This is a genomic window from Geodermatophilus sp. URMC 63 (assembly GCF_053502565.1).
Map to the genome: position 1 here is coordinate 5,279,213 of NZ_CP199956.1, position 16,936 is coordinate 5,296,148.

The window sequence follows — 16,936 nt, forward strand, 5'->3', positions numbered from 1 at the left end:
CCTGACGGCCGACCCGGACGGAGGAGCCCGTCCGCCGCCGCACCCCCCTCGCCCCCTCAGGAGCGCCCCGTGCAGGAGCAGACCCCCATCGGTCCCGTCGACGCCACGCGGGTCCCCCGCTACGGCGGGCCGGCCACCTTCGCCCGGCTGCCGCGGATCGACGAGGTCTCCCGCGCCGACGTCGCCATCCTCGGGGTGCCGTTCGACTCCGGGGTCAGCTACCGGCCCGGCGCCCGGTTCGGCCCGGGGCACGTGCGCGCGGCCTCCAAGCTGCTGCGCCCCTACAACCCGGCGCTCGACGCCATGCCCTTCGGCACCCAGCAGGTGGCCGACGCCGGCGACGTCGGCGTCAACCCGTTCGACCTCGGCGAGGCGATCGAGACCATCGACCGCGCGGTGACCGACGTGCGGGCCGACGGCGCCCAGCTGCTCACCATCGGCGGCGACCACACGATCGCGCTGCCGATCCTGCGGTCGCTGGCCCGCGACCACGGGCCGGTCGCCGTCCTGCACTTCGACGCCCACCTCGACACGTGGGACACCTACTTCGGCGCCCCCTACACGCACGGCACGCCGTTCCGCCGCGCCAGCGAGGAGGGGCTCATCGACATGGAGCGCTCGCTGCACATGGGCATCCGCGGCCCGCTGTACGGCAAGCAGGACCTCGAGGACGACGCCGTCCTCGGCTTCCAGGTGATCCGCTCCGACGACTACGAGGTCGACGGCGTCCGCAGCATTGTGGAGCGGATGCGCGCCCGGCTGGCCGGCGGCCCGGTGTACGTGTCGGTCGACATCGACGTCCTCGACCCCGCCCACGCGCCCGGCACCGGGACGCCGGAGGCCGGGGGGCTCACCAGCCGGGAGCTGCTCCACACGCTGCGCGGGCTGGTCGGCCTGGACGTGGTCGGCGCCGACATCGTCGAGGTCTCCCCGCCCTACGACCACGCCGAGATGACCGGCATCGCCGCCGCCCACGTGGCCTACGACCTGCTCTCGGTCCTCGCGCTCAACCGCGCCGGGGCCTGAGCGGCGGGACCCCCTCCCCGCGCGACCTCGTGCTCTGCCCACACCGGTGGGCAGAGCACGAGGTCGGCCGGGACACCCCTGCCGCCCCCGCCCCGCGCCGCGGCCGGTGTCGTCAGGGGCCGGGTGCGTCAGAGGTCAGGAGCGGCCGACGCCGCGCCCTGCGGGCCACGGGTGCCCCAGGCGTAGGTCTGCTTGGCCAGGCCCAGGTAGAGGTGGGTCTCGGTGGTCTCCACGCCCTCGACCGCGCGGATGCGCGCGACCACGTCGAGCAGCTGGTCGTCGTCCTCGCAGACCACCTCGACGAGCAGGTCGACCGACCCGGCGGTGATGACGACGTAGTCGACCTCGGTGAACGCCGCGATCCGCTCGGCCGCGGCGCGGGCGTCGCCGCTGGTGCGCACACCGACCATCGCCTGCCGGGAGAAGCCGACCTGCAGCGGGTCGGTGACCCCGACGATCTGCATGACGCCGGCGTCGAGCAGCCGCTGCACGCGCTGCCGGACGGCCGCCTCCGACAGCCCGACGGCCGTGGCGATGCGGGCGTAGGGACGGCGGCCGTCCTCCTGCAGCTGCTCGATGATCGCCCGCGAGACGTCGTCCAGCACGAACTGCCGACGGATGGTCACCGGTGGTCCTCCCGCCTCGGTCACGTCAGACCCGGCGGCTCCGGGCCCGTGGATCCTAACGAGGCCGCGCCGAGGCGGCGCGCACGTCACCGGGCGGGGGGAGAGCCCCTGCGGCCTGCCGCGCGAGCCGGGTCCCGCACGGCACCGGGCGTCGGCGGAGCACCCGACCCGGACGGGTCATCCCGGGACGGTGGTCCGACGACCGTGGCGCGCCGGTCTGCGACCTTCTCCGGCGGGAGTCCCCGGCGCACCGGCCGGGACCGGCAGTGGAGGACGTCATGAGTGGGACAGCCCACCCCCCGGAGCGCAGCCTGATCGAGGTCCGGTCGATCGACTACGTCCCCCGCGCCGAGCGGCACGGCAAGGTCTGGCACCAGGGCCCGTTCTGGTTCGCCGGGAACTTCGTGCTGGTCACGATGGTGACCGGCTTCATCGGCGTCTCCCTCGGGCTGTCACTGGGCTGGACGCTGCTGGCCATCGTGCTCGGCGTCGGGTTCGGCACCTTCTTCATGGCCTTCCACGCCAACCAGGGGCCGCGGATGGGCCTGCCGCAGATGATCCAGTCACGGGCGCAGTTCGGCACCCGCGGGGCGGTGCTCCCGTTCGCCGCGACGGTGTTCGTCTACGTCGGCTTCATCGTCTTCGACCTGATCCTGGCCACCCAGGCCCTGCAGCTGGTCCTGCCCGGCGGCACCTGGTTCTGGTACCCGGTGCTGGCCCTGCTCAGCATCGCGATCGCCGTCGTCGGCCACGACCTGCTGCACGTCGTGCAGCGCTGGCTGACCTACGTCCTGCTCGTGGCCTTCGGCGTCTTCACGGTCTGGGCGGTCGTCCACCTCGGCGACGCCCCGCAGCCGGTGGAGACCGGCTGGACGCTCACCGGCTTCCTCACCATGTTCTCCCTCGCCGCGGGCTACCAGATCAGCTACTCCGTCTACGTCTTCGACTACTCCCGCTACCTGCCGGCCGACACCCCCTCGGGGAAGGTCATCGGCTGGACCTACCTCGGCGCGGCCGGGTCGGCGATCTGGCTGATGGGGCTGGGGGCGCTGCTGGCCGACCGGCTGGAGGCGCCGGACGCCATCGGCAGCCTGGTGGCGGTGGGCGACGAGCTGTTCCCGCACTTCGGGACGGCGCTGGTGCTGGTCTCCGTCCCGGCGCTGATCGGGATCATGTCGGTCAACGCGTACGGCGCCATGCTGACCAGCGCCAGCGCGGTCGACGGCTTCCGCCGGATCTCCCCGGGGCTGCGGACCCGCGTCACCGGGATCGTCGTCGTGATGCTCCTGGCCGTGGTCATCGCCCTGGTGCTCCCCGAGGACTACCTCGGCAGCTTCAACACCTTCGTCCTGCTGATGCTCTACTTCCTCATCCCGTGGACGGCGGTCAACCTCGTCGACTTCTACGTCGTCCGCCGGGGCCACTACGCCATCACCGAAATCTTCGAGCCGCGGGGCATCTACGGGACCTGGCCCGCCCGGGGGCTGATCCCCTACCTGGCCGGCGTCCTCGCGATGGTGCCCTTCGTCGTCACCACCGCCTACACCGGCCCGGTCGCCGAGGCACTCGGCGGCGTGGACGTCTCGTTCGTCGTGGGGCTGGTCGTGGCCGGCGGCCTGTACCTGCTGCTCAGCCGCGGGCTCGACACCGCGGCGGAGGACCGGGCGCTGGCCCGCAGCGACCAGGAGCTCGAGTCGCTGGTGCACCAGGGACTGGCCCGCCCGTCCGACGCCACGGACCCGCTGGCGTGAGCGCCCTCCGGACGGCGGCGTCCCGCGTGCGGGTCGCGATCGTCCAGCAGCCGCCCGCCGTCCTCGACCTCGCGGCCGGGGTGGACCGGGCGGTGACCGCCGTCGCCGCCGCCGCGGCCGACGGCGCGCAGCTGGTCGTCTTCCCCGAGACGTGGCTGACCGGCTACCCGGCGTGGGTGTTCGGCCTGGCCGGCTGGGACGACGCCGAGGCGCGGCGGTGGTACGGGCGCCTGCTCGCCGAGTGCCCCGCCGTGGACGGGCCCGAGCTGGACCCGCTGCGCGAGGCGGCCCGCCGGCACGGCGTGCTGGTGGCCATGGGCCTCAACGAGCGGGCCGGCGCCGCCGGCGGGTCGCTGTTCAACACGCTGCTGCACCTCGGCCGCGACGGCGCCACCGTGGGCGTCCACCGCAAGCTCGTCCCGACCCACACGGAGCGGATCGTGTGGGCACCGGCCCCGGACGCCTCGGGTCTGCAGGTGCACGACACCGCGGTCGGCCGCGTGGGCGGCCTGGTCTGCTGGGAGCACTGGCAGCCGGTCATCCGCCAGGCGCTGCACGCCCAGCACGAGCAGGTGCACCTGGCGCTGTGGCCGGACCTGACCGAGATGCACGGCCTGGCGGCACGGACCTACGCCTTCGAGGGCCGCTGTTTCGTGGTCTCCGCCGCGCAGTACCTCACCGCCGACGACGTCCCCGACGACCTCCGGGACGCCTACAGGCTCGGCGTGGGCCCGGGCACCCCGGACACCGGCACCTGGTTCCTGGGCGGCAGCGGCGTGGTCGGTCCCGACGGCTCGTGGGTGGCCGAACCGCTGTTCGGGCAGCCGGGGACCGTGCACGCCGAGCTCGACCTGGAGCTCACCACGTCCTACAAGCACGACCTGGACGTGGCGGGCCACTCCAGCCGGGCGGACCTGTTCAGCCTGACCGTCGACCGGCGTCCGCGGGCAGCCGTCGCGTGGCGGGGTGCCGACGTCGAGGGCAGCGGGCCGGCCGGGGGCTGCTGAGGAGGGAGGACCTCCTCGACCCCCGGCCGGCCGCCCCGGGGTCAGCCCACGGCCTCCACCAGCCGGCGCAGCTCCGCGACCACCACGCACGCCCGGCCCAGGACGTCGTCGCGGGCGGACGTGGCCTGCTCCCGGACGGCGGCGAAGCGGGCCAGCGCGGCCGCGTGCCGCCCGGCGAAGGCGTCCGCGTCGCCGTCGGCGTCGCGCAGCAGCGCCGCCACGAGGGCCCACCGCAGCCCGTCGACCTCGTCGCGCAGCGCCGCGCGGGCCGCGACGACCCAGTGCGAGATGCCGGCCTGCTCCGCGGTCCAGGCGTGCACGCCCGGCAGCGCCAGCAGGCGCTCCACGGCGGCGTCGGCCTCCACGACCCGGGCCGTGCCGACCCCGGCGGCCCGGGCCACGCCGGCCAGGTCGACCAGGTCGGCCTGGCACCCCAGGACGGCGACCCGCGCGGCGAGCTCCGGACCGGCACCGGCGGCGGCCAGCTCGGCCCGCAGCGCGCGGGCCCGGTCGCCGGCGGCGCCCGGGCGGGCCAGCCACGACGCCGGGTCGAGCTCGGCGGCGACCGCGGCCAGCGCGGGCGCCGCGGCGGTCAGCGCCGCCGGGTCGGGGTGGGCCCGCAGCAGCCGGTCGGCCGTCCGCTCGGTGGCCGCCTGCAGCTCGGGCAGCGCCAGCCGCTCGACGGCCAGCGGCACCTCGTCCCCGGCGAGACCGTCGACCAGCGCCCACACCGCGTCGAGACCCAGCACCCGCGTCGCCACGGTGTAGGCCCGCACGGCGACCGGCGTCGGGACGCCGTGGCGCTCCTCCAGGCGCAGCAGGAAGCCCGGCCCCACCCGGTTGACCAGGTCGTTGGCCAGCTGGGTGGCGGTGATCTCCCGCGCCAGGGGGTGTGCGGCCACCCGGTCGGGCCAGCGCTCGCCCACCGCCCGCGGGAAGTAGGCCGCCAGCACCCCGGCCACCGACGGGTCGTCGGGCAGGTCGCCGGCCAGCAGCTCCTCGCGCACCAGGTTCTTCGAGTGCGCCAGCAGCACCGCGGCCTCGGGCCGGGTGAGCCCGGCACCGGCCTGGCGCAGCCGCTCGACGTCGGCCTCGCTCGGCAGGCCCTCCAGCTCGCGGTCGAGGCCGTGCCGCTCCAGGTCGGCGATCAGCTGGGCGTGCCGGTCGAGCAGGAACGGCGCCTGGGCCGCGCACACCGACAGCGCCCGCGCCTGCAGCACGTTGTCGGCCAGCACCGCGGCGGCCACCTCGTCCTCGACCTCGCGGAGCACCGCGTCGCGCTCGGCGCGGGGCACCCCGGACAGCGCGACCTTGAGGTTGACCTCGCGGTCGGAGGTGTCCACGCCGGCGGAGTTGTCGATGAAGTCGGTGTTGAGCGCGACCCCGGCCCGCGCCGCGGCGATCCGCGCCCGCTGGGTCAGCCCGAGGTTGCCGCCCTCCCCCACCACCCGGCAGCGCAGCTCCCCGGCGGTCACGCGGACGGCGTCGTTGGCGCGGTCGCCGACCTGCGCGTCGGTCTCGTCGGCGGCGCGGACGTAGGTGCCGATGCCGCCGTTCCACAGCAGGTCGACCGGCGCGCGCAGCACCGCCCGCACCAGCTCGGCCGGCGACAGCGACTCGGCGTCCACACCCAGCCGGGCGCGCACCTGCGCCGACAGCGGCACGCACTTGGCGTCGCGGCGGAACACCCCGCCGCCCGGGGACAGCGCCGAGCGGTCGTAGTCGTCCCACGACGAGCCCGGCAGCGCGAACAGCCGGCGCCGCTCGGCCGCCGACCGCACCGGGTCGGGGTCCGGGTCGAGGAAGACGTGCCGGTGGTCGAAGGCCGCCACCAGCCGCAGCTCGTCCGACAGCAGCATCCCGTTGCCGAACACGTCGCCGGACATGTCGCCGATCCCGACCGCGCTCAGCGACCCGTCCGGGTCCACGCCCAGCTCGCGCAGGTGCCGGCGCACCGACACCCACGCGCCGCGGGCGGTGATGCCCATGGCCTTGTGGTCGTAGCCGCTCGAGCCGCCGGAGGCGAACGCGTCGCCCAGCCAGAAGCCGCGGCGCTCGGACACCTCGTTGGCCAGGTCGGAGAAGGTCGCCGTCCCCTTGTCGGCGGCGACCACCAGGTAGGGGTCCTCGCCGTCGTGCACGACGGTGCGGGCCGGGTGCACGACGACGTCGCCACCCCTGCCGTCGCCCCTGCGGTCGTCGGTGACGTCGAGCAGCGCGCCGACGAAGGTGCGGTAGGCCTCGGCCACCCGCTGCTGCACCGCCGCGCGGTCCAGGCCGCGCAGGTCCTCGCGGACGACGAACGCGCCCTTGGCGCCGGCCGGCACGATGACCGCGTTCTTGACCATCTGCGCCTTGACCAGGCCGAGCACCTCGGTGCGGAAGTCCTCCGGGCGCTCCGACCAGCGCAGGCCGCCACGGGCCACGCGGGCGCCGCGCAGGTGCAGCCCCTCCATGGACGGCGCGCAGACGAACGTCTCCACCGCCGGCCGCGGCCGGGGCAGCAGGTCCAGCTGCGCCGAGGCGATCTTCAGGGCCAGGGCCGGCCGCGGTGCCCCGTCGGCGCCGACCTGGTAGCGGTTGGTGCGCACCACGGCGGCGAGCACGTCGCGCAGGCCGCGCAGGATGCGGTCGGCGTCCAGGCTCGTCGTCCGGGTGAGCAGCTCGGCGAGGTGCTCGGCCGCCGATGCCGCGGCCGCGGGGTCGGCGGCGTCGGGGTCGTGCCGGGCGGCGAAGTGCGCCAGCAGCGCGCGGGCGAACTCCGGCGCGGCGAGCACCGTCTCCTCGACGTAGCCGCGGGACAGGCCCAGCCCCACCTGGGCGAGATAGCGGCAGGCGGCGCGCAGCACCGCGACGTCGCCCACCGGCAGGCCGGCGCCGACGGTGAGCCGGGAGAGGCCGTCGAGCTCGGTCTCCCCCGCCCACGCCGCGGCCAGCGCCTGCTCCAGCCGGGACAGCGCGGTGGCCGGCGCCGCCCCGGACGGGAGGAGCAGCTCGAGCCGGGTGGCCGGCGCGTCGTCGTCCCCGGGGACGGCGACGGCGTCGGCCACCCGCACGCCCAGCCGGTCGAACACCGGCACGACGTCGGCGAGCAGCGGGCGACCGGCCGGCCAGGTGACCAGGCCGGCCACCCGGCCGCTCCCGCCGGTGCCCTCGGGGCGCAGGGTCAGCCGGCGGGCGCCGGCCGCCGGGGCGCTCACTTCCCCGCGTGCGCGTCGAAGGCGGCGTCGAGGACGTCGAGGCCCTCGGTGAGCAGGTCCTGCCCGATGACCAGCGGGGGCAGGAAGCGCAGCACGTTGCTGTGCGTGCCGGCGGTCAGGGTGATGACGCCCTCGGCGTGGCAGGCCTTGGAGATCGCGTTGGTCAGCGCGGAGTCGGGCTCGTTCGTGCCCGGCTCCACCAGCTCGACGGCGAGCATCGCGCCGCGGCCGCGGACGTCGCCGACCACGCCGGTGCGCTCCTGCAGCGCGCGCAGCCGCGGCAGCATGGTGGCCTCGATCGCGCGCGCGGCGGAGCCGAGGTCCTGCTCGCGCATCGTGCGGATCGTGGCCAGCGCCGCGGCGCAGGCGACCGGGTTGCCGCCGTAGGTGCCGCCCAGGCCGCCGGTGTGCACGGCGTCCATCAGCTCGGCGCGGCCGGTGACCCCGGCCAGCGGCATGCCGGCGGCGATGCCCTTGGCGGTGACCACCAGGTCGGGGACGAGCCCCTCGTGCTCGGAGGCGAACCACGCGCCGGTGCGGCAGAACCCGGTCTGCACCTCGTCGGCGATGAACACCGCGCCCGAGCGGTGGCACCAGTCGGTCAGGGCCGGCAGGAAGCCCGGCGCCGGGACGATGAAGCCGCCCTCGCCCTGGATCGGCTCGATGAGGACCGCGGCCACGTTGGCGGCGCCGATCTGGGTCTCGATCAGGTCGATCGCCCGCGCGGCGGCCTGCGCGCCGGTCATCCCCGGCTCGTCGCGGTACGGGTAGGACATCGGCACCCGGTAGACCTCGCCGGCGAAGGGCCCGAACCCGTTCTTGTACGGCATGTTCTTGGCCGTCAGCGCCATCGTGAGGTTGGTGCGGCCGTGGTACGCGTGGTCGAAGACGACGACGGCCGAGCGGCCGGTGGCCACGCGGGCCACCTTGACGGCGTTCTCCACGGCCTCGGCGCCGGAGTTGAACAGCGCCGAGCGCTTCTCGTGGTCGCCGGGGGTGAGCTCGTTCAGCTCCTCGGCGACGGCGACGTAGCCCTCGTAGGGCCCGACCATGAAGCAGGTGTGGCTGAAACGGGCGACCTGCTCCTGCACGGCCGCGACGACCTCGGGCGCGGCGTGGCCCACGTTGGTGACGGCGATGCCCGAGCCCAGGTCGATGAAGGAGTTGCCGTCGACGTCGACGACGACGCCGCCGGAGGCGCGCTCGACGTAGACGGGCAGGACGCTGCCCACCGCGGCGGTGACCGCCCCGGCGCGGCGGGCGCCCAGCTCGCGCGAGCGCGGGCCGGGGATCTCGGTGACCAGCCGTCGCTCCTGGGCGACGGTGTCGGGTCCGGTGAGCACGTCGGTCATCGCTGTCTCCTCGTGAGCCGGCCTCCCCCGACGGAGGAGGTACCGGCCTTCAGGGTGGGTGGCGCACGTCTCTCCCGGTACCGTCCGAAACGGCACTCCCGGATCCTCCGGGTGTCCACATCGTCGAGTCCGTCGAGAGGTCCCCCCGTGCCGGTCACCGTCGCGACCCTGCTGGGCACCGCGTCGCTCGAGCTGACGCTGCACACCCGCGGCGCGCCGGTGGACCGCGCCGTCTCCTGGGTGCACGTCAGCGAGCTGGCCGACCCGACACCGTTCCTCGCCGGCGGCGAGCTGCTGCTGACCACCGGCCTGGCGCTGGCGCCCGAGGACGCCGGCGGGTACGTGCGGCGGCTGGCCGAGGCCGGGGTGGTGGGACTGGGCCTGGGCACCGGCCTCACCCACGCGCAGGTGCCCGCGGAACTGGTGACCGCGGCCGACGCGCACGGCCTGGCGGTGCTGGAGGTGCCGCGGCAGACGCCGTTCATCGCGCTGTCGCGGGCGGTGTCCACCGCGCTGGCCGCCGAGGAGTACGCGGCGGTCACCCGGACGTCGACGGTGCAGCGGGAGCTGACCCGCGCCGCCGTCGCGCCCGGCGCCCCGGGCACCGTCGTCGACCGGCTGGCCCGGCACCTCGGCGGCTGGGCCCTGCTGGTCGACGCCGCCGGGACGCCGCTGGAGGCCGCACCGCCGTCCGCCCGGGGCCGCGCCGGCGACCTGGCGGCGGCGGTCGACCGGCTCCGCACGGCACGGCCCCCCGCCGGTGCCGCGCTCACCCAGCCCGGCGAGACGGTGCTGCTGCAGTCACTGGGCACCGGCGCGCGGGTCCGGGGGTTCCTCGCCGTCGGCCGGCCGGGGCCCTTCCCGCCCGGGGACCGGCACGTGGTCAACGCGGCCGCGCTGCTGCTCACGCTGCGGCTGGAGCAGTCCCGCGCGCTCGACAGCGGCACCGCGGCGCTGCGCGCGGCGATCCTGCAGCTGCTGCTGGCCGGGCAGACCGCCGCGGCCGGGCCCGTGGTGGCCGCGCTCGGCGAGCGGCTGCCGGACGAGCCCGTGCGGGCGCTGGTGGTGCTGGGCAGCCCCGAGCAGCGCGCCGCCGCGGTCGACGTGGCCGCCGACGCCGCGGCGCACGTCCGCGAGCCGGTGCTGTCGGCCGAGCTCGACGACGCCCTCGTCGTCCTGGTGCCGGCCGACGGGGTGCTCGCCGGGCGGCTGGCCGACCTGCCCGGGCGGGTGCCCGGCGCCGTCCTCGGGACCGCGTCGCCGGTGCCCTGGGACCGGCTCGGCGAGTCGGTGCGGCAGGCCCGCCAGGCGGCCGGGCACGGCCGGGCCGCGGGAGCGCCGGTCACCGCCTTCGCCGACCTGGCCGGCCGCGGGCTGGCCGCGCTGCTCGACCCGGCGGCCACCGGCGCGTTCGCCGAGGCCGCGCTCGCGCCGCTGGTCGCCGCCGACCGGGCGGGCCCCGGCGACCTGGTCGAGTCGCTGCGCGTGTGGCTGGCCGCGCACGGTCAGTGGGAGCCGGCCGCCGCCCGCCTCGGTGTGCACCGGCACACCCTGCGCAAGCGGATCCGGCGGGCCGGGGAGCTGCTCGGCCGCGATCTCGACTCCCCCGGCGTCCGCGCCGAGCTCTGGCTGGCCCTGCACCCGCCCACCGGCTGACGAAGGACCCCCTGCCCCCACCGCGCGCACGCTCGCGGCGGGCCCCCTGCGAGGGGCCAGACGCCATGCGCGCCCGCCGGGCGCTCCCTAGGCGAAGGCCGGCATGACCTCGTCGTGCAGCAGCTGCAGCTGCTCCTCGACCGGAGCGACGCCGGCCAGCTCGCGGCCGGTGAAGGCCTTGACCAGCGAGGCGTCGGTGATCGCCGCGATCAGGTGGTTGACCCCGGCCGGCTCGATCTCCCTGATCTTCGCCGTCACCTCCTCCGGCGTCCCGGAGAACGACAGCTTGTCGGCGATCTCGGGGGTGGTCAGCTCGATGCCCCGGGCGAGGTCGCCGCCGGCGATGGCGTCGACGATCGGCTTGAGGCTGTCGGGGTCCACGCCGTTGCGCTCAAGCTGCTCGGCCGGCATCGACGAGGCGTAGATGCCGACCATGCTGCGGGCGGCGTCCTTGGCGGCGGCCGAGTCGCGGCCCACCGAGACGACGACCCACGCGCCGAAGTCCAGCGTCGTCCAGTCCTTGCCGGCCCGCTCGGCGCCCACCCGCAGGTTCTCCGCGGCGTACTCGTAGGCCTCCCGCGTGTAGCTCAGCGCATGGTGGCAGCCGTCGGAGTGCTCGGCCGCGGCCTGGAACGACCGCGGGCCGCGCATCGCGCCCATCTTCACCGGCAGCCGCTCCTGCACCGGCCGGGCGAAGGTGAACAGCCCGTCGTAGGAGAAGAACTCGCCGTCAAAGGTGATGGCGCCCTCGTCGAGGAACGTGCGCAGGACGCGCACGCCCTCGACGACCCGCGACAGCGGCTTGGTCGTCGTCCAGTCGGTCCTGTACTGGGCGAGCAGGCCGAAGTTGCCGCTGGAGAGCACGACCTCGGCCCGGCCGCCGGTGAGCTCGTCGAGGGTGGCGGCGGCCTGCGCGATGAGGGTGGGCTCGCGCAGGGTGACCGCCGAGACGCTGGGGCCCATCCGGACCCGCGAGGTCCGCGCGGCCGCCGCGGCGAACAGCAGCCAGAGGTCCTTGTGCCAGGTCTCGTCGGCGGCGTAGACCGCGTGGAAGCCGAGCCGGTCGGCGAGCTCGATCGCGCGCAGCGACTCCTCGAGGGGGTAGTCGGGCAGCATCGCGTAGCTGAACCTCATCGGATCTCCCCACCCACCGGGACACCGGCGTCCCGCCGGATCTGCTGGAGCTGTGCGGCCACCTCGCGGGCGTCGCCCTCGGGGATGTGCGCGGAGTGCCGGTCGGGCCGGGCGAGGAACAGGTAGAGCAGCCCGCTGCCGGCGACGACGGCCAGGCCGATGGCGACGATCCAGCGGTCGAGGAAGGTCTCGGTGCCCGGCGCCGGCTTGACCAGCAGGACGATGGCGAACAGCCCGTAGGCGAGGGCCAGGACGAGCTCGAGCGGCTACCAGCTCAAGCACCTGTTCATGGGGCACCAGGGCACCCTCGGCATCGCGACGAAGGCGACGCTGAAGCTCTTCCCCAAGCCGGAGGCCGAGCTCTCGCCGTTCTGGGCGTTCGACGACTACGAGGACGCCCACGCCTGCACCGGCGCGCTGGCCCGCGCCGGGGTGGCCACCTTCGCCGGCGCGGTCCTCTTCGACGAGCACAAGGTCGCCTACCTGCGCCGCGACGACGAGGCCTACATCCCGCAGCCCACCGACGTCCGGGCCCTGGTCTGCTCGGTCATGTACGGCTACGAGGACGAGGTGCGGGCCGGCGGGAAGCGGCTGTTCCGGATCGCCAAGGAGCACGGCGCCCGCTACCTGGGCGACGAGATCTCCGAGGGCGACTGGGCCGCGCGGCACGACCGCTACGCCACCCCCCTGCACGGGCGCACCAAGGACGGCCAGGTGATCCCGATGTCCTGGCACTGCGAGGACGCCGCGGTCAACTTCAGCAACGTCCCCGCGGTCAGCCGGGCCTGGCACGGGATCCTGGCCGACCTGCGCCGCAAGACCGACGTCTTCGACGACTGGGGGATGTTCGCCTACACCTCGGCCAGCACCGGGGTCGACTACCTCACCGAGATCGACGTCGGCATCTGGGAGCAGCGCCTCGACGACGCCGCCTGGGCGGCGTGGGTGCAGGCCAAGCGGGACATCGGCGCCGTGGCCCTCGCCCACGGCGGGTCGATGAGCGCCTGCCACGGGTCCTGCCGGGAGGGCGAGGTCGACCTGGTGCCCGACGAGCTCGGCCGGGGCTTCGACGTGATGCTCGACGTGAAGCGGGCGCTGGACCCCAACAACGTCATGAACCCGGGCAAGTACCTGCTCGACCGGGCCTACGGGAGGGACACGACCGATGAGGACCGATGACCAGCCCGCGGGTCCGGGCGCGACGGCGCCCTACCGGTTCGCCGAGCAGCACACCCCGCCGGCGCCGCTGCGCGCCAGCGAGGTGGCGCAGACGACCTTCGAGCACGTCTTCGAGGTCGACCCGCGGCTGATGCAGGAGCACGTGCTCCAGCAGGTGTTCCCGAACTGGGACACGCTGCGGATCATGCGCAGCCGGCACGACCACCTCGCGTGGATGCACCGGCACTTCGCCGACCGGGTCGTGACCGGGTCGGAGATCCTCGCCGAGGTCGAGGCGGAGGCAGCTGCAACAGTGGATTCGCAGCGATCGGGTGCCGACACTGGATCGATCAACGGTCAGACGGCACTATGACGACGGGATCAGCAGCAGAGACGAACGAGAGGGACCTGCGGTGAGCGAGAAGCTCGAGTTGCGCAACTTCGTCGGCGGGGAGCACGTCGACGCCACCGACGGCCGCCGGGTGGACCTGGTCGACCCGTCCACCGGCGAGGTGTTCGCCTCGGCGCCGGTGTCGGGCCCAGAGGACGTCGACCGCGCCTACCGGGTGGCCGCCGACGCCTTCGAGACCTGGCGGGACACCACCCCGTCGGAGCGGCAGCAGGCGCTGCTCAAGCTGGCCGACGCGGTGGAGGAGCACGCCGAGGAGCTGGTGGCGCTGGAGAGCCGCAACACCGGCAAGCCGGTCGGGCTGACCGCCTCGGAGGAGATCCCCCCGATGGTCGACCAGATCCGGTTCTTCGCCGGCGCGGCCCGCACCCTCGAGGGCAAGGCCGCCGCCGAGTACCTCAAGGGGCACACCAGCTTCATCCGGCGCGAGCCGATCGGCGTCGTCGGGCAGGTCACGCCCTGGAACTACCCGATGATGATGGCCGTCTGGAAGATCGCCCCGGCGCTGGCGGCCGGCAACACCGTCGTCCTCAAGCCCTCGGACACCACCCCGGTGAGCACGCTGCGGCTGGCCGAGCTGGCCGCCGAGATCCTGCCGGCGGGCGTGCTCAACGTCGTCTGCGGCGACCGCGACACCGGCCGCGCCCTCGTCGAGCACCCGGTCCCCCAGCTGGTGGCCATCACCGGGTCGGTGCGCGCCGGCATGGAGGTCGCGGGCTCCGCGGCCAAGGACGTCAAGCGGGTGCACCTGGAGCTCGGCGGCAAGGCACCGGTCGTCGTCTTCGACGACGCCGACCTCGAGGCCGCGGCCGAGGCGATCGCCGTCGCCGGCTACTTCAACGCGGGGCAGGACTGCACCGCCGCCTCCCGCGTGCTGGCCGCCCCCGGCATCCACGACGACTTCGTCGCGGCGCTGACCGAGCAGGCCCGCAACACCGCCACCACCTACGAGAAGGGCGCCGAGGACGAGGACGCCCTGGTGCCGCCGGTGAACAACGCCAACCAGCTCGCCCACGTCACCGGCTTCCTCGACCGCGCCCCCGACCACGCGCAGGTCACCACCGGCGGGCACCGCCAGGGCGACCGCGGCTTCTTCGTCGAGCCGACGGTGGTCGCGGGCCTGCGGCAGGACGACGAGATGGTGCAGCGGGAGATCTTCGGCCCGGTCATCACCGTGCAGCGCTTCACCGACGAGGACGAGGCGGTGCGCTGGGCCAACGGCGTGGAGCTGGGGCTGGCCTCCAGCGTGTGGACGAGGGACTTCGGCCGCGCCATGCGGATGAGCAAGCGGCTGGACTTCGGCTGCGTGTGGATCAACACCCACATCCCGCTGGTCGCCGAGATGCCGCACGGCGGGTTCAAGCACTCCGGCTACGGCAAGGACCTCTCCGCCTACGGCCTGGAGGACTACACCCGCATCAAGCACGTCATGGCCAACATCGAGTCCTGACCCACCCGCGCGATCAGGGCGCCGTGACCACCGCGGGACCGCGGACGGTGGTCACGGCGCCGTGATCACGGGGCGTCGGCGGGGACCAGCCGGACGGCGTCGAGCGCGACGAGCGCACCCAGCTCGTCGGCGACCATGACGATCTCGCTGATCCGGCCCCCTGTGAGGGTGAGCACGTCGATCACCCGGAGCTCCAACTCCCGGCCGGTCGGCGGCAGCGGCCCCGCGGAGGACTCGTAGGTGCCGACCTGCCGGCCGCCCATCCGGAAGGCGACGGCGACCCGGTCGCCGTCCTCGACGACGGCGACCACCTCCCGCCGGACCTGCGCGAAGGTGCCCTGCACCGCGCGGGCGCGGGCGACCAGGTCGGCGGCGGTGAGCTCCCGGCCGTTGACGGTGACCGGGTCGGTGTAGACGGCGCGGAAGGCGTCCTCGGCCGCGGGCCCGTCGGGCAGCGGGTCGGACCACAGCCGCAGCAGGCGCTCGACGTCGAAGGTCGTGGTGGCAGCCATCGCCCCAGGGTGACCTCCCCCCGGCTCGGCCGCCAGGGCTCCCGGTGCGCGGACCCGGTGCACGACGGAGCGAGGCCCCCGGTCCGATCCGGACCGGGGGCCTCGCTGCGTCCCGGCCGCCCCGAGGTCGTCAGGGGCGGCCGGGGTCCTGGACGGCGATGCCGGGTCCTAGACGGCGATGCCGGTGAGGACGAGCACGCGCTCCTCGGTGAGGTCCTCCATCGCCGCGTGCACGCCCTCGCGGCCGGTCCCGGAGTCCTTCACCCCGCCGTAGGGCATCTGGTCGGCGCGGAAGCTCGGGACGTCGCCGACCACCACTCCCCCGACCTCGAGCACCTGCGCGGCGCGGAAGGCCACCTGCAGGTCGCGGGTGAAGACGCCGGCCTGCAGCCCGAACCGGCTGTCGTTCACGCGGGCGAAGGCCTCGTCGACCGAGTCGACGGTGTCCAGGACGACGACCGGGCCGAAGACCTCCTCGCAGGAGACCTTCGCGTCGGCCGGGACGTCGGTGAGCACGGTGGGCGCGTAGGAGGCGCCGTCGCGGGTGCCGCCGGTGAGGACCCGCGCGCCCGCGGCCACGGCGTCGGCGACCCAGCCCTCCACCCGGCGGGCGGCGGCCTCGTCGATCAGCGGACCCACGTCGGTGGCGTCGTCGGTGGGGTCGCCGGTGACCAGCTTGCCGACGGCCTCGACGACGCGGTCGGTGAGCTGCTGGGCGACCGCGCGGTGGGCGAGGACCCGCTGCACCGAGATGCACGACTGCCCGGCCTGGTACATCGCGAAGGTGGCGATGCGCGAGGCCGCCCAGTCCAGCGCGGCGTCGTCCTGGTCGGGGGCCACGACGGCCGCGGCGTTGCCGCCGAGCTCGAGGGTGACGTGCTTGCGCGGCGCCGACTCCCGGATCGACCAGCCGACCGGCACCGACCCGGTGAAGGAGACGACCGGCAGGCGCGGGTCCTGCACCAGCTGCGCGGCCACCTCGTTGGGCACCGGCAGCACCGACCAGGCGCCGGCCGGCAGGTCGGTCTCGGCCAGCACCTCGCCGAGCAGCAGCGCCGACAGCGGCGTGGCCGGGGCGGGCTTGAGCACGATCGGGGCACCGACGGCGATCGCCGGGGCTACCTTGTGGGCCACCAGGTTCAGCGGGAAGTTGAACGGCGCGATGCCCAGCACCGGGCCGCGCGGGACCCGCCGCACCAGCGCCAGGCGGCCGGTGGCGGCCGGGTCGGTGTCCAGCCGCTGCAGGCTGCCCGACCAGCGCCGCGCCTCCTCCGCGCCCCAGCGGAACGTCGAGACGGCGCGGGTCACCTCCAGGCGGGCCCACTTCAGCGGCTTGCCGGACTCGGCGGTGATGAGCGCGGCCACCTCCTCGCCGCGCTCGGCCAGCCGGCGGGACACGTGGTCCAGGGCGGCGGCGCGCACGTGCGCAGGGGTCGCGGCGTACTCGGCGCGGACGGCGTCGGCGGCGGCGACCGCGGCCTCGACGTCCTCGGTGGTGGCGGTCGTGGTCGTCCCGGCGAGGGCGCCGTCGTGCGGCGAGCGGACCTCGAGCACCTCGGTGCCGGTGGCCGGCCGGCCGGCGACCCAGTAGGGGGTGGACATGCGCGCCTCCTCAGGAGATGGGAACCGTCCCGAGCGTCGCGGACGGCGGGGCC

At 75.3% G+C, this 16,936-nt stretch carries 13 protein-coding genes; 7 read left to right on the forward strand and 6 right to left on the reverse strand.

All coding sequences use genetic code 11. The annotated features are described in order from the left end of the window. The first annotated feature begins 69 nt into the window (after positions 1–69). Positions 70–1,026 (forward strand): agmatinase, encoded by a 957-nt coding sequence (speB, locus tag ACWIZO_RS25585; RefSeq protein ID WP_448640385.1) that lies wholly within the window; start codon positions 70–72, stop codon positions 1,024–1,026. Positions 1,027–1,154: 128 nt separating this feature from the next. Here the strand turns inward: speB and ACWIZO_RS25590 are convergent, their stop codons facing one another. Continuing rightward, positions 1,155–1,652, reverse strand: coding sequence for an Lrp/AsnC family transcriptional regulator (locus ACWIZO_RS25590; RefSeq protein WP_446756619.1), 498 nt, complete (start codon positions 1,650–1,652; stop codon positions 1,155–1,157). Positions 1,653–1,930: 278 nt separating this feature from the next. On the opposite strand from ACWIZO_RS25590, the gene ACWIZO_RS25595 reads away from it, so the two are divergent. Both ACWIZO_RS25595 and ACWIZO_RS25600 read left to right on the forward strand, forming a co-directional pair. After that, on the forward strand, positions 1,931–3,403 hold the full coding sequence (locus ACWIZO_RS25595) for a purine-cytosine permease family protein (protein ID WP_448640386.1): 1,473 nt from the start codon (positions 1,931–1,933) through the stop codon (positions 3,401–3,403). Continuing rightward, on the forward strand, positions 3,400–4,410 hold the full coding sequence (locus tag ACWIZO_RS25600) for a carbon-nitrogen hydrolase family protein (protein ID WP_448640387.1): 1,011 nt from the start codon (positions 3,400–3,402) through the stop codon (positions 4,408–4,410). Before ACWIZO_RS25595 ends, ACWIZO_RS25600 begins: the two co-directional genes overlap by 4 nt. 41 nt (positions 4,411–4,451) lie before the next feature. Here ACWIZO_RS25600 and ACWIZO_RS25605 read toward each other — a convergent pair whose 3' ends face one another. Continuing rightward, positions 4,452–7,610, reverse strand: a complete 3,159-nt coding sequence (locus tag ACWIZO_RS25605) for an NAD-glutamate dehydrogenase domain-containing protein (protein WP_448640388.1) — start codon at positions 7,608–7,610, stop codon at positions 4,452–4,454. Next, entirely contained in the window at positions 7,607–8,962 is a 1,356-nt protein-coding gene (gene gabT / locus ACWIZO_RS25610; protein WP_448640389.1) for a 4-aminobutyrate--2-oxoglutarate transaminase, read from the reverse strand. Before gabT ends, ACWIZO_RS25605 begins: the two co-directional genes overlap by 4 nt. A 147-nt stretch (positions 8,963–9,109) precedes the next feature. Between gabT and ACWIZO_RS25615 the strand changes: the two genes are divergently transcribed. Further along, positions 9,110–10,618, forward strand: a complete 1,509-nt coding sequence (locus ACWIZO_RS25615) for a PucR family transcriptional regulator ligand-binding domain-containing protein (protein WP_448640390.1) — start codon at positions 9,110–9,112, stop codon at positions 10,616–10,618. Between the two features lie 87 nt (positions 10,619–10,705). On the opposite strand, the gene ACWIZO_RS25620 is transcribed toward ACWIZO_RS25615, so the two are convergent. Further along, a complete protein-coding gene (locus ACWIZO_RS25620) occupies positions 10,706–11,752 on the reverse strand; it encodes an LLM class flavin-dependent oxidoreductase (RefSeq protein WP_448640391.1) in 1,047 nt (348 codons plus the stop codon). Between the two features lie 288 nt (positions 11,753–12,040). Between ACWIZO_RS25620 and ACWIZO_RS25625 the strand changes: the two genes are divergently transcribed. From ACWIZO_RS25625 to ACWIZO_RS25635, 3 genes are read left to right on the forward strand one after another with little or no spacing between them, the layout of a single operon-like run. Beyond that, on the forward strand, positions 12,041–12,931 hold the full coding sequence (locus tag ACWIZO_RS25625) for an FAD-binding oxidoreductase (RefSeq protein ID WP_448640392.1): 891 nt from the start codon (positions 12,041–12,043) through the stop codon (positions 12,929–12,931). Continuing rightward, entirely contained in the window at positions 12,918–13,283 is a 366-nt protein-coding gene (locus ACWIZO_RS25630) for a hypothetical protein (protein WP_448640393.1), read from the forward strand. Before ACWIZO_RS25625 ends, ACWIZO_RS25630 begins: the two co-directional genes overlap by 14 nt. A 40-nt stretch (positions 13,284–13,323) precedes the next feature. Continuing rightward, on the forward strand, positions 13,324–14,769 hold the full coding sequence (locus tag ACWIZO_RS25635) for a gamma-aminobutyraldehyde dehydrogenase (protein ID WP_448640394.1): 1,446 nt from the start codon (positions 13,324–13,326) through the stop codon (positions 14,767–14,769). 65 nt (positions 14,770–14,834) lie between these two features. On the opposite strand, the gene ACWIZO_RS25640 is transcribed toward ACWIZO_RS25635, so the two are convergent. Both ACWIZO_RS25640 and ACWIZO_RS25645 read right to left on the reverse strand, forming a co-directional pair. Beyond that, a complete protein-coding gene (locus ACWIZO_RS25640; protein ID WP_448640395.1) occupies positions 14,835–15,281 on the reverse strand; it encodes a nuclear transport factor 2 family protein in 447 nt (148 codons plus the stop codon). A 168-nt stretch (positions 15,282–15,449) separates the two neighbouring features. Further along, positions 15,450–16,883 (reverse strand): aldehyde dehydrogenase family protein, encoded by a 1,434-nt coding sequence (locus tag ACWIZO_RS25645; RefSeq protein ID WP_448640396.1) that lies wholly within the window; start codon positions 16,881–16,883, stop codon positions 15,450–15,452. Positions 16,884–16,936: the final 53 nt, after the last annotated feature.